12 protein-coding genes and 1 pseudogene are annotated in these 13,256 nt (G+C 67.1%); 7 read left to right on the plus strand and 6 right to left on the minus strand.

The features are described from left to right. The 5 genes from KDH83_RS32680 to KDH83_RS24210 form a co-directional block, all read left to right on the plus strand. Positions 1-421: ATP-binding cassette domain-containing protein (locus KDH83_RS32680; protein ID WP_249205316.1), on the plus strand; the 421-nt coding region annotated here is incomplete at its 5' end. Beyond that, positions 418-1,125, plus strand: coding sequence for an ATP-binding cassette domain-containing protein (locus tag KDH83_RS24195; RefSeq protein WP_212320565.1), 708 nt, complete (start codon positions 418-420; stop codon positions 1,123-1,125). The genes KDH83_RS32680 and KDH83_RS24195, both read left to right, overlap by 4 nt. 25 nt (positions 1,126-1,150) lie before the next feature. Beyond that, complete coding sequence (locus KDH83_RS24200) at positions 1,151-2,143, plus strand: acetamidase/formamidase family protein (protein WP_212320566.1); 993 nt, start codon at positions 1,151-1,153, stop codon at positions 2,141-2,143. A gap of 28 nt (positions 2,144-2,171) precedes the next feature. Then, positions 2,172-3,323 (plus strand): transporter substrate-binding domain-containing protein, encoded by a 1,152-nt coding sequence (locus KDH83_RS24205; protein ID WP_212320567.1) that lies wholly within the window; start codon positions 2,172-2,174, stop codon positions 3,321-3,323. A gap of 2 nt (positions 3,324-3,325) precedes the next feature. Next, positions 3,326-3,955: an ANTAR domain-containing protein gene (locus KDH83_RS24210; RefSeq protein WP_212320568.1), complete on the plus strand. Its 630-nt coding sequence runs from the start codon at positions 3,326-3,328 to the stop codon at positions 3,953-3,955. A gap of 64 nt (positions 3,956-4,019) precedes the next feature. Here the strand turns inward: KDH83_RS24210 and KDH83_RS24215 are convergent, their stop codons facing one another. The 6 genes from KDH83_RS24215 to KDH83_RS24240 form a co-directional block, all read right to left on the minus strand. Next, positions 4,020-5,021, minus strand: a complete 1,002-nt coding sequence (locus tag KDH83_RS24215; RefSeq protein WP_212320569.1) for a dipeptide ABC transporter ATP-binding protein — start codon at positions 5,019-5,021, stop codon at positions 4,020-4,022. Next, positions 5,018-5,992 carry an ABC transporter ATP-binding protein gene (locus KDH83_RS24220; protein WP_103272650.1) on the minus strand — a complete coding sequence of 325 codons (975 nt, stop codon included), beginning with the start codon at positions 5,990-5,992 and terminating at the stop codon, positions 5,018-5,020. The genes KDH83_RS24215 and KDH83_RS24220 overlap by 4 nt, the downstream gene beginning before the upstream one ends. Positions 5,993-6,001: 9 nt before the next feature. Next, entirely contained in the window at positions 6,002-6,916 is a 915-nt protein-coding gene (locus KDH83_RS24225) for an ABC transporter permease (RefSeq protein ID WP_212320570.1), read from the minus strand. Then, positions 6,916-7,905: an ABC transporter permease gene (locus KDH83_RS24230; RefSeq protein WP_212320571.1), complete on the minus strand. Its 990-nt coding sequence runs from the start codon at positions 7,903-7,905 to the stop codon at positions 6,916-6,918. The genes KDH83_RS24225 and KDH83_RS24230 overlap by 1 nt, the downstream gene beginning before the upstream one ends. A 59-nt stretch (positions 7,906-7,964) precedes the next feature. Then, complete coding sequence (locus KDH83_RS24235; RefSeq protein WP_212320572.1) at positions 7,965-9,536, minus strand: ABC transporter substrate-binding protein; 1,572 nt, start codon at positions 9,534-9,536, stop codon at positions 7,965-7,967. Between the two features lie 222 nt (positions 9,537-9,758). Further along, positions 9,759-10,262, minus strand: coding sequence for a MarR family winged helix-turn-helix transcriptional regulator (locus tag KDH83_RS24240; RefSeq protein ID WP_212320573.1), 504 nt, complete (start codon positions 10,260-10,262; stop codon positions 9,759-9,761). Positions 10,263-10,656: 394 nt separating this feature from the next. Between KDH83_RS24240 and KDH83_RS24245 the strand changes: the two genes are divergently transcribed. Together KDH83_RS24245 and KDH83_RS24250 are read left to right on the plus strand one after the other, a co-directional pair. After that, positions 10,657-12,882 (plus strand): indolepyruvate ferredoxin oxidoreductase subunit alpha, encoded by a 2,226-nt coding sequence (locus tag KDH83_RS24245; RefSeq protein ID WP_212320574.1) that lies wholly within the window; start codon positions 10,657-10,659, stop codon positions 12,880-12,882. Between the two features lie 9 nt (positions 12,883-12,891). After that, positions 12,892-13,256 (plus strand): annotated as a pseudogene (locus tag KDH83_RS24250) (2-oxoacid:acceptor oxidoreductase family protein); the annotation flags it as partial.

Here is a 13,256-nt window from a genome sequence, read left to right on the forward strand (position 1 = left end):
CGAGCATCTGCGCCTGAGCCTGCATTGCGCCGGCGACGGCGCGGCCGGCTCGCAGGACAGGCTGCTGCGCCAGTTCATGCTGGAGGCGGAAGCGGACAAGCAGGCCGGCGCGCTGTCGCACGGCAAGAAGCAATGGCTGGAGATCGCCATGGCGGTATCGCTCAAGCCCAGGCTGCTGTTGCTGGACGAACCCGTGGCCGGCATGTCGGTCGACGAAACCCGCGACACCGGCGAGCTGCTGCTGCGGCTGCGCGACGATGGCCTGACGCTGATGGTGGTTGAACACGACATGACCTTCGTCAAGCAGATCGCCTCGGAAGTCACTGTCCTGCACGGCGGCAGGCTGTTCGCGCAAGGCCCCGCGAACGAGGTGCTGGCGCGCGACGACGTGGCCGATATCTACCTGGGGAGACGGCCATGACCGCCCTGCTCGAGGTGCGCGGCCTGACTTGCGGCTATGGCGGCGGCATCGTGCTCGACCGGCTGTCGCTGACGCTGGAACCCGGCAAGGTGATGGCCTTGATCGGCCGCAACGGCGTCGGCAAGACCACGCTGATGCGCGCCCTGATCGGCCTGCTGCCGGCGACGGCCGGAGACATCCTGCTCAACGGCTCGCCCTTGTCGGCGCTGCCGCCGGATGCCCGCGCGCGCGCCGGCATCGGCTACGTGCCGCAGGGCCGCGAGATCTTCACCGCCCTGACCGTGCGCGAGAACCTGCTGGTCGGCATGAGCGCGGCGCCCGCCGCCGCGCCGTCGGCCCTGGAAGCCGTGCTCGATTACTTCCCGGTGCTGCGCGCGCGGCTGGGCCAGCGCGCCGGCACCATGAGCGGCGGGGAACAGCAGCAGCTGGCCATCGCCCGCGCGCTGGCCTCGTCGCCGCGCCTGCTGCTGCTGGATGAACCGTCCGAAGGGGTACAGCCATCGATCGTCGACCTGATCGCGCGGACGCTCGCCCGCATTGCCGCGAGCACCGGCATCGGCGTGCTGCTGGTCGAGCAGGACATCGGCATGGTGCAGCAGGCGGCCGACCGCTGCGCCGTGATGGACAAAGGCCGGATCGTGAACGAACTGGACCGCGAACAGATCGCGGACATGGAACTGATGCGCCGCCAGCTGGCGCTGTGAGTGAGACAGCAAAGGGAGAACCGCAATGAAGTCGCAGTGGCTGCAAGACTCGATCATGATGACGCGCGGCGTGGGCGCCCGGCGCGAGCCTCGGGTGCATCACCTGACCGAGGCGCTGCAATCGTCCTATCACTACACGATCGGCCCCTACTCCGCGCCGGTGCTGCACGTGCAGCCGGGCGACCGCGTGGTGGTGGAAACGCGCGATGCCTTCGAAGGCAAGATCAAGGAAGAATCCGACAAGCCGTCGGAACTGCTGACCATGCCGTACCTGAATCCCCAGAACGGCCCCATCATCGTCGAGGGCGCCGAAAAGGGCGATGTGATCGCGGTGCACATCGAGAAGATGTCGCCGCGCGGCGCCGATCCGCACGGCTTCTGCTGCCTGATCCCGAACTTCGGCGCGCTGACCGGCACCGACTACACCGCGCTGCTGAACGAACCGCTGCCGGAGATCGTCCGCAAGATCAAGATCGACGAAGAAAACGTCTACTGGAGCCGGCGCCATACCCTGCCCTACCGACCGCACATCGGCACCCTGAGCGTGTCGCCGGAAATCGATTCGATCAATGCGCTCACGCCGGACAACCATGGCGGCAACATGGACGTGCCCGACATGGGTCCGGGCAGCATCACCTACCTGCCGGTGCGCTCTCCCGGCGGCCGCCTGTTCATCGGCGACGCCCATGCCTGCCAGGGCGACGGCGAGGTCTGCGGCACGGCCGTCGAGTACGCCAGCACCACCACCATCCGCGTGGACCTGATCAAGCAATGGAAGATCGACTGGCCGCGCCTGGAGAACGCCGACGCCGTGATGAGCATCGGCAGCGCGCGGCCGCTGGAGGATGCCACCCGCATAGCCTATCGCGAGCTGGTGCGCTGGATGGCGGCCGACTATGGCTTCGACCAATGGGACGCCTACATGCTCTTGAGCCAATGCGGAAAAGTCCGGCTGGGCAACTTCGTCGATCCGAAGTACACCGTAGGGGCGATGATCTCCAAGCACTATCTCAAATAATCCTCCCCACCCTCTTCCGTCCACATCCATGACAGGTTCCGCACCGTTCAAGATCGGCCTGCTGGCCTCCCAGCGGGGGGCCACGGCCGAACTGGAAATGTCGCAATGGCGCGGCGCGCAGCAGGCGCTGGCCGAAATCAACGCACGCGGCGGCGTCAATGGCCGCGAGCTGTCGGCGATTCACTACGACCCGGAATCGGACCCCGCGCGCTTTCGCAAGCTGGCCGAAAAGCTGCTGGTGGAGGACGGCGTCAACGTGATATTCGGCGGCTACACGTCCAGCAGCCGCAAGGCCATGCTGCCCGTGGTCGAGAAACACAACCGGCTGCTGATCTACTGCCAGCAGTACGAGGGTTTCGAGTTCTCCGAGAACATCGTCTATAGCGGCGCCTCGCCGAACCAGAACGGCGTGCAGCTCGCGGACTTCATGAGCGAGGTCTATGGCGCGCGCGTCTACATGGTCGGCTCCCGCTACGTCTACCCCTACGAATGCAATCGCACCATGCAGGAGCTGCTGCTGCAGCGCCCCGAGGGCGCGGTGCTGGGGGAACGCTACCTGGACCTGACCGCCGATCCTGCCCAGTTCCAGGACGTGGTGGCCGACATCATCAAGAAGCAGCCCGACTTCATCTTCTCCACGGTGATCGGCAAGACCATCCCCTATCTGTACCGCGCCTACCGCGAGGCCGGCCTCGATCCGGACAGGATGCCGATCGGCAGCCTGAACACCTCGGAAACCGAAATCCGGATGATGGGCGCGGATGCGGCCGCGGGCCACTACACCTCGGCGCCCTATTTCCAGTCGGTGGACACGCCGGAGAACCACGCCGCCCTGCGGCTGCATGCGCAGCGCCACGGCGCGGAATGCCCCACCGACATGAACTGGGAGGCGGCCTACTACCAGGTGCACATGTATGCCCGCGCGCTGGCGCTGGCCGGCACGGACGACTACGAGGTCATCACCCCGCATCTGTACGGCGCCGAGTTCTCCGCGCCGCAGGGACGCATCCGGCTCGACCCGACCAACCACCACATGTCGCTGTATTCCCGCATCGGCCGCGCCGGCGCGGACGGCCAGTTCCGCATCGTGCGCCAGTCCGCCCAGGCCGTGCCGCCGGACCCGTACATGGCGATGCAGAAACGGGGGGACTGGGTCACCAAGTTCTCCACAAGGGGATGACGGTGAATCCACGGCCTGACGGCGTCCAGCGCAGCCTGACAAGCTGGATCCTCAACCGCGGCCTGCGGGTGGTGGTGCTGCATCCCGACGATGCCGACGGCGCGACGCTGACCGGCCATCTGATGCGCATGGGCTTCCAGGTCCAGGCCTTCTGGCCACCGCCGGACGAATTGCCGGACAAGGTCGACCTGGTGTTCCGGGCCTTGCTGCTGGACGCGCGCGAACCGCAGGACGCGTGGCAGGGACCGGCGTCGCCGCCCCTGATCTCGGTGATCGGCTACGAAAGCCCCAGTTTCATCGACCAGGCCCTGAAGATGGGCGCCGACGCCGTCCTGACCACGCCGATACGGGCCACCGGCCTGCTGGCGACCATCGTCTGCGCCCTGCAGCACGCCAAGCGCCAGCGGCAGCAGGCCGACCGCATCGCCAAGCTGGAACAGAAGCTGGCGGGCACCCGGCACCTGGCGCAGGCCAAGGCCATCCTCATGCGCATGCACGGCATCGGCGAGAACGACGCCTACGAGATGCTGCGCACCCAGGCCATGTCCAACCGTGTCACGGTGGACGACATCTGCCATTCCATCATCCAGACCTGCGAGATGTTCGAGCCCAAGCGCCGCGAGGCGGGCTGAACGCCATCGGATCCTGGAGGCGGATGCGCGGCGGCCCCGGCCGTGTACGGCCGGAGCCCACGGATCACACCGTGATCCGCCCTTCCTGCACCGCATGGCAGGCCACCACCGCCGGCCCGGCCGCGAGCGCCTGCGGCGCCTCGGTCTTGCAGCGTTCGTTGGCATGCGGACAGCGCGGATGGAAGGTGCAGCCCGACGGCGGGTTCAGCGGATTGGGCACCTCGCCCGCCACCGCCGTGCGCGGCTTGCCGGCGCCATTGATGTCGGGAATCGCCTCCAGCAGCATGCGCGTGTATGGATGGCGCGGCCGCGCGAACAGCTCGTCGCGCGGCGCGACTTCCACCATGCGGCCCAGGTACATCACGCCGACGCGATCGGCCACGTGATGCACCACCGCCAGGTTGTGCGAAATGAACAGATAGGTCAGGCCCAGCTCGCGCTGCAGATCCTTCATCAGGTTCAGCACCTGCGCCTGCACCGACACGTCCAGCGCCGAGGTCGGCTCGTCGCAGACCAGGAACTCCGGATTGACCGCCAGCGCGCGCGCGATCGAGATGCGCTGGCGCTGGCCGCCCGAGAACTGGTGCGGATAGCGGCCCTGGTCGGCCGGATCCAGCCCCACCTGCTTGAGCAGCTGGCCCACGCGCTCCGTGCGCTCGGCCGGCGTCATGGTGGTGTGGGTCAGCATGGGCTCGGCGATGATGCGGCCCACGCGCCAGCGCGGATTCAGGCTGGCATACGGATCCTGGAAGATCATCTGCAGGCGCTTGCGCATGGCCCGGCCGCCGGATTCGGCCATGCCGGACAGGGGCTGGCCGTCGAAGCGGATGTCGCCGCGCGTCAGGCCGTACAGCCCGACCAGCATGCGCGCCACGGTGGATTTGCCGCAGCCCGATTCGCCCACCAGCGCCAGCGTCTCGCCGCGCGCGATATCGAAGGACACGCCGTCGACGGCGCGCAGCATGACCTTGGGCTTGCCGGACAGCTTGCGCTCCAGCCACGGCGGCGACACGTCGAACCAGCGGGCCGCGTCCCGGACTTCTACCAACGGGGGAGTGCCGCTCATGCCGCCACCTTCTCTTCATGAAGCCAACAGGCGGCGCGGGAAGTGCCCGCCGCCATCAATTCAGGACGATCCTGCGTGCAGCGCGGCAGCTTCTGGCCGCAGCGCGGATTGAACGCACAGCCCGTCGGAATGGCGTTCAGGCGCGGCATGCTGCCGTCGATCTGCACCAGCCGCTGGGCGTGGCTATCCAGCGCCGGGATCGAACCCATCAGGCCGGCCGTGTAGGGATGGCGCGGCTTGTGGATCACGTCGGCCACCGGGCCGATCTCGGCCACGCGGCCGGCGTACATCACCGCGACGCGGTCGGCGGTCTCGGCGATCACGCCCATGTCGTGGGTGATCAGCATGACGGCCGTGCCTTGCTCGCGGCACAGGCGCTTGAGCAATTCGATGATCTGCGCCTGGATCGACACGTCCAGCGCGGTGGTGGGCTCGTCGGCTACCACCAGGCGCGGCTCGGCGGCCAGGGCCAGCGCGATCACCACGCGCTGGCGCATGCCGCCGGAGAACTGGTGCGGATAGTGGTCGATGCGCTCGCGCGCCGCCGGGATGCCGGTGGCCGCCAGCAGCTCGACCGCGCGCGTGCGCGCCTGCGACCAGCTCAGGTCCAGGTGCGTGACGATGGTCTCGGCCAGCTGCCGGCCCACCGTGTACAGCGGATTCAGCGAGGTCAGCGGATCCTGGAACACGGCGCCGATCTCGCGGCCGCGCACGCGGCGCATCTGCTCGTCGGGCAGGTTGTCGATGCGGCGGCCGCCCAGCAGGATTTCACCGGCGGCCACGCGCCCCGGCGGCTCCAGCAGGCCGATGATGGCCGCGCCGGTCAGCGACTTGCCGGCGCCGGATTCGCCGACCACGCCCAGGACTTCGCCCGCCTCGATCGAGAAGGACACGTCGTCCAGCGCGCGCAGCGTGCCGCGGCGCGTGGGGAACTCCACGCGCAGGTTGCGGACTTCAAGTAATGCGCTCATGGAAAAACCTCAATTCAGGCGGGGGTTGAGCGCGTCGCGCAGCCAGTCACCCAGGAGGTTGACCGACAGCACCAACAGCACCAGCGCCAGTCCGGGGAAGATGACGATCCACCATTCGCCGGAGAACAGGAAATCGTTGCCGATGCGGATCAGCGTGCCCAGCGACGGCGATGTCGGCGGCACGCCCACGCCCAGGAACGACAGCGTCGCCTCGGTGATGATGGCCGTGGCCAGGTGCACCGTGGCCAGCACCAGCACCGGACCCAGCACATTGGGCAGCACGTGGCGGAACATGATGACGGGCGAGGCCACGCCGATCACGCGCGCGGCCTGCACGTATTCGCGGTTCTTCTCCACCAGGGTGGAGCCGCGCACCGTGCGGGCGTACTGCGGCCAGCCGGCAAGCGCGATCGCGCCGACCAGCACCGGGAAGGCGATCACCTCGTGCAGCTCGCGCGGCACCGCGGCGCGCGCCACGCCGTCGATCAGCAGCGCGATCAGGATGGCCGGGAACGACAGCTGCACATCGGCCACGCGCATGATGAAGGCATCGATGCGCCCGCCCGCGTAGCCCGAGACCAGGCCCAGCACGATGCCGATGGCCATCGACAGCGCCACCGCGGCCAGGCCGATCAGCAAGGACACCCGCGTGCCGTACAGAATGGCCGAGTACAGGTCGCGGCCCTGGCTGTCGGTGCCCAGCAGGTAGGTCGGCTGGCCATTGGCCTGCCAAGCCGGCGGCAGCAGCGCGTCCAGCAGTTCCACCTTGGTCAGGTCGAAGGGATTGTGCGGCGCCACCCAGCCGGCGCCAAAGGAACCGATCAGCAGCAGCGCCAGCAGGATGGTGGCGGCGATGGCGACCGGGGCGCGGCGCCAGGCCCAGGCCAGGTCGCTGTCCCACCAGCGTTTGAGTACGGCGCGCATCAGTGAGCCCCCCCGCCGCGGGTCATCCCGGCGCGCAGGCGCGGGTCCACGACGAAATACAGAAGATCGACGATCAGGTTGATCACCACGAAGACCAGCGCGATCAGGCACAGATAGGCGGCCATGACCGGCACGTCGGCGAATTGCACGGCCTGGATGAACAGCAGGCCCATGCCCGGCCACTGGAACACGGTTTCCGTGACGATGGCGAAGGCGATGATGCCGCCCAGCTGCAGGCCGGTGATGGTGATGACGGGCACCATCGTGTTCTTGAGCGCGTGGCCGAAGTGGATGGCGCGGCGCTTGAGCCCGCGCGCGCGGGCGAACTTGATGTAGTCCGAGCGCAGCACTTCCAGCATTTCCGAGCGCACCAGGCGCAGCACCAGCGTCATCTGGAACAGCGACAGCGTGATCGACGGCAGGATCAGGTGCTTCCAGCCATCGGCCGTGAACAGGCCCGACGACCACCAGCCCAGGCTGACGGTCTCGCCGCGTCCGTAGCTGGGCAGCCAGCCCAGCTGCACCGAGAACACCAGGATCAGCAGGATGCCGATGAGGAAAGTGGGCAATGACACGCCCAGCAACGAGCCGGCCAGCAGCAGCTGCGACAGCATGCTGTTGCGCTTGAGCGCGGTATACACGCCCAGCGGCACGCCGACCACCAGCGCCAGCACCGCCGCGACCAGCGACAGTTCCAGCGTGGCCGGCAGGCGCGACTTGAGCAAGGTCGAGACGGGCTCGCTCTGGCGCAGGGATATGCCGAAATTGCCCTGCGCGGCATTGGCGACGAAGTGGCCGAACTGGACGACGGCGGGCTCGTTCAGGCCCAGGCGCTCACGCAGCTCGATGCGCTCGGCATCGGTGGCGTCCTGGCCCAGCATGATGGTGACGGGGTCGCCGACGTATTGAAATAGCACGAATGCCAGCAACGCGACGGTGAGCATCACCGCCACAGCCTGCAGCAGGCGGCGGAGTATGAAAGCAAACATAGGCGGAAATAGGCAGGCAGGCGGCGCGCCTCAGCGCGCCGCCTGCGGGTTGGCCTGGATCAGTCGACCTTGACCCAATCGGCGACCAGACGGTTGTCGGCGCGATGGATGACGGTGACGTTCTTGCGCATGGCCCAGGGAATGACCTGGTCGTGCAGGGGGATGTGACCGAAGTCCTTGGCGTGGCCTTCCAGCACCTTGATGATGTCGGCGTCGCGCTTGGCGGCGTCGGTCTGGGTCTTGATGCTGTCGATGACGGCGTCAAGCTCCTTGTTGCTGTAGTTGCCCAGGTTGTACATGCCGTCCGCGCCCTCGCCCTTGGTGCGGATCAGGTTCTGCAGCGTGTACATGGCGTCGAAGGTCGGCACGCCCCAGCCGAACAGATAGGCGCTGGTGTCGAACGACTGCACCTTGGGGAAGTAGGTCGAGCGCGGCATCGCGTTCAGCGTGGCCTTCACGCCGACCTTGGCCCACATGCCCACCACCGCCTGACAGATCGCCTCGTCGTTGATGTAGCGGTTGTTCGGGCAGTCCAGCGTGAAGTTCAGCGTGCCGTCATAGCCGGCTTCCTTCAGCAGGGCGCGCGACTTCTCGGGATCGTAGGGCACGCGCTTGTGGACCGATTCGGCCCAGCCGTGCACCTGCGGCGCGATCATGGTGCCGGTGGGCGCCGACAGGCCGCGCATCACGGCGCGCTTGATGGCGTCCACGTCGATGGCGCGGTACAGCGCCTCGCGCACGCGGATGTCCTGGAACGGGTTCTTGCCCTTGATGTTCGAGTACTGCAGCTCGGGACGCTTCTGGTCCAGGCCCAGGTAGATGGTGCGGTATTCGTTGCCCTCGACCACCTTGGCCGACTGGCGCAGGCGGTCCAGGTCCTGGGCGGCCGGGTCCAGCACGAAGTCGATCTCGCCGGACAGCAGGGCCGCGGTGCGGGTGGCGTTCTGCTTGATCGGGGTGAACACCACCTCGGTCACGTTGCCGACCTTGCCGGCCTTGTTCCACCAGTCCTTGTTCTCTTCAAACACGGTGCGCACGTCGACTTCGCGCGTCTTGAGCTTGTAAGGACCGGTGCCGTTGGTGTTGCGGGCGCCGTAGGTCTCTTCCTTGTTGACGTAGTCCTGCGGCTTGGCGATGTTGTGCTTTTCCGCCCAGGCCTTGTTCATGATGAACACGTTGGTCAGCTGGCGCAGCAGCACGGGGTTCGGCGCCGACGTCTCGACCTCGATGGTCAGGTCGTCGATCTTGCGCGCTTCCTTGATGCCGGTCGTGTAGGCCTTGTAGTTCGAGGTCGGCGCCATGGCGCGGTGGATCGAGAACACCGCGTCCTCGGCGGTGAAGGCCGCGCCGTCGTGGAACTTGACGCCGGGACGCAGCTTGAAGCGGTACAGCGTGGGCGAGACCTGCTCCCATTCCGTGGCCAGGCGCGGCACCACCTTGAAGGACTTGTCGTAGTCCACCAGCGGTTCGTACACATAGCTGTTGGCGGCGATGGTCATGCCTTCGTTCTGCGAATGCGGGTCGAAGGTAAGGATGTCGCCCTGGGCAGCCCAGCGGAAGGTCTTGGCTTGCCCGATCGAGGGCAGGGCCACGGCGGCGGCGATCGCGATAGCAATCAAAGTGCGGCGCATAGATTCAACTCCTGACTGTAGTCTGAAAATACCGGCGCGATATTGCCTAGCGCCGGAACCCGCGTCAATTCAGGGTTTATGCGTACCGGAGGCGGTTTTCAGAGAGCGCCTCAAAACGGGGACGCATATGCTCGTAACAAAATAATCGAAGCGAACAGCGTTCGATCGAAAACGCGACGCGCGACATTCCCGGAAAGCGGAACTCGGCCGGCGTCGGAACGCTCAATCCTCGCCCTCTTCGGCCGTCGCCATCTCCAGCGGCACGTGCTCGGTCATCAACACTTCCAGCATCTCTATCAGCAGCGCCGCCCGCTCTTCGCCGAACGGCGCCAGCACGGCCTTCTGGTGCTGCAGGGCCTGCTCGCACAGACCCGCGATCAGGTTGCGGCCCTTGGTGGTGATGCACACGCGCGTCTGGCGCCGGTCGGCGCGCACGCCGGTGCGCTCGACCAGGCCCTCGGCCTCCATGCGCTGCACCACCTTGCTCAGCGTGGGCTGCTTGGTGATGGCCAGCACGGCCAGCGTGCCGATGGTCTCGCCGGCGCTGCCTTCCAGGCTGGCCAGCACCCGCCATTCCGTGACCGACAGGCCGGCAGCGCGCACCTGCAGATGGAACTCGGCGGAAATGCGCTGGCTGGCCTGCGCCAGCAGATAGGCCAGATAGCCGTCGACGAAACGCCCGCCGCCGGCGCCGGCCTGGATGCTCTTCTGCTTCTGCCACGCCATGTCTGTACGCTCCCGCGCCCGGTTGTTCGAGATTGTCATGCCCGTCCCGCAAGCTTGCCGCGGACCATCGGAAGGCGCATTGCACCACGGCGATGCGCGGCCGCGCCATGATGTGCCGCAATGCTGTTGCGCAGCACAGGGTATACCCGGAATCGCAACCCGTTTTTGCACTATGCCGGGGCCGATTGGCGGGTCATGACCTAAAGGATAGCCAGTATATACACCCTTGTTTTAGCGTGATATTTTTTTGATTCCATGAAATTTCATCTTTTTTGTTGACAGCTAAAAAGTTGACTTCTAAAGTATTTTTTAGAGCATGGATCCGCGACCATTCGATGTTGCGGAGCAGCAAGGCGCAAGGACCCGCGCAGCGGTCCGCGACTAGGGGTTCGAGATGGCTGAAAGGTCCTTCAAAAAAGAAGTCCAGCAATTGCGCATCGGCGCGGGCGAAGAGTTCCGCGGCGAAGGCATCCTCGCGGTCACCAAGGCCCTGCTGCAGTCCGGCGTGGGCTATGTGGCCGGCTACCAGGGTTCGCCCATTTCGCACCTGATGGACGTGCTGGCCGACGCCAACGAGATCCTGCAGGAACTCGGCGTGCACTTCGAGGCCAGCGCCTCGGAAGCCACCGCCGCCGCCACGCTGGCGGCCTCGGTCATGTATCCGATCCGTGGCGCGGTCACCTGGAAATCCACGGTCGGCACCAACGTCGCCTCGGACGCGCTTGCCAACCTGGCATCCGGCGGCGTCACCGGCGGCGCGCTGGTGATCGTCGGCGAGGACTACGGCGAAGGCTCGTCCATCATGCAGGAACGCTCGCACGCGTTCGCCATGAAATCGCAGATCTGGCTGCTGGACCCGCGCCCCAATCTTGAAAGCATGGTCAAGGCGGTGGAAGACGGCTTTTCGCTGTCCGAGGCCAGCAAGACGCCGGTGATGCTGCAGCTGCGCATCCGCGGCTGCCACGTGCACGGCCGCTTCATCGCCAAGGAAAACAAGCGCCCCGCCTTCAGCCTGGCGCAGGCGCTGGAAAGCCCGGCGCGCGACACCAGCCGCATCGTGCTGCCGCCCGCGTCCTTCCTGCACGAGCAGGAAAAGATCAAGGACCGCTGGCCCGCCGCCATCCGCTATATCAAGGAACACAAGCTCAACGAGCACTTCGACGGCGACCAGTCCGACATCGGCCTGATCCTGCAGGGCGGCCTGTACAACGGCGTCATCCGCGCGCTGCAGTTGCTGGGCCTGGCCGACCACTTCGGCAACAGCCGCATCCCGCTGTACGTCATGAACGTGACCTACCCCGTCATCGAGGACGAGGTCATCGACTTCTGCCGCGACAAGCGCGCCGTGCTGCTGCTGGAGGAAGGCCAGCCCGACTACATCGAGCAGAACCTGCACGCGGTGCTGCGCAAGGCCGGCATCGCCACGCAGCTGTCGGGCAAGGACGTGCTGCCGATGGCCGGCGAGTACACCACCCAGGTCATGCGCGAAGGCCTGCGCGAATTCCTGCGCCGCAACCGGCCCGAATCGCTGCAGACGCATCCGGCCGTGGCCGCCGACGCAGCCGCTGCCAGCGCCGTCCAGCCCGAGATCGTCGAGATCGCGCGCGCCCGGCCCGCCAGGCCCGTCGAGCAGCCCATCACCTTCCACAAGCATGTCGAGGGACTGGCGGCGGTGGTGCCGCCGCGCCCGGCCGGCTTCTGTACCGGCTGCCCCGAGCGCCCGATCTTCTCGGCGCTGACGCTGGCGCAGGAAACGCTGGGCCAGCACCATATTTCCTGCGACATCGGCTGCCACCTGTTCTCGATCCTGCCGCCCTTCAACCTGGGTGCCACCACCATGGGCTACGGCCTGGGCGCGTCCAGCGCGGCGGCCTTCAACGTGCCGGCGGCCAAACGCCCGATCTCCATCATGGGCGACGGCGGCTTCTGGCACAACGGCCTGTCCTCGGGCATCGGCAATGCCGTGTTCAACAAGTACGACGGCGTCATCGTCATCGTCGACAACTACTACGCGTCGGCCACCGGCGGCCAGGACATCCTGTCCTCGCGCGCCGAGAACCCCGACCGCTCCACCAACAACCCCATCGACCGCGCCGTGCGCGGCGTGGGCGTGCAATGGGTGCGCACGCTGGACCGCACCTACGACGTGGCCAAGGTGCGCGCCACCATCGAGGAAGCGCTCACCACCGACGTCAAGGGCCCCAAGGTCATCATCGCGCAGTCCGAGTGCATGCTGAACAAGCAGCGCCGCATCAAGCCGCTGTTCAACAAGGCAGTCAAGGAAGGCAAGCGCGCGGTCAAGGAACGCTTCGGCGTCGACCCCGACGTCTGCACCGGCGACCACGCCTGTATCCGGCTGTCCGGCTGCCCCTCGCTGACCGTCAAGGACAGCGGCGATCCGCTCAAGGAAGACCCGGTCGCCCACGTGGAAAGCAGCTGCGTGGGCTGCGGCAACTGCGGCGAAGTGGCCCATGCCGCCGTGCTGTGCCCCTCGTTCTATCGCGCCGACATCGTCCACAACCCCACCGGCGGCGACAAGTTCCTGGCCCGCGTGCGCGGGGCGGTGATCGGTTTCCTGCAGCGCCGCCGCGCGGCGCGCCTGGCGCAACTCGCACTCTGAGGCTCGGACATGGACAGCAGCATCAACACTTCCGCCGGCGTGCGCGCCGCCTCGCCGATCAAGATCGCCGTCCTGGCCATGGGCGGCCAGGGCGGCGGCGTGCTCGCCGACTGGATCGTCGACATGGCCGAGCATGCCGGCTGGTGGGCGCAGACCACCTCGGTGCCGGGCGTGGCCCAGCGCACCGGCGCCACCATCTATTACCTGGAACTGCTGCCCGAGGCCGACGTCGAGCGCGCCGGCCGCGCGCCCGCGCTGGCGCTGATGCCCACGCCGGGCGACGTGGACCTGGTGGTGGCGGCCGAGCTGATGGAAGGCGGACGCGCCATCCAGCGCGGCCTGGTCACGCCCGACCGCAGCGTGCTGATCACTTA

The organism is Achromobacter sp. Marseille-Q0513, from assembly GCF_018195695.1.
In the GTDB taxonomy this organism is placed as follows: domain Bacteria; phylum Pseudomonadota; class Gammaproteobacteria; order Burkholderiales; family Burkholderiaceae_B; genus Achromobacter.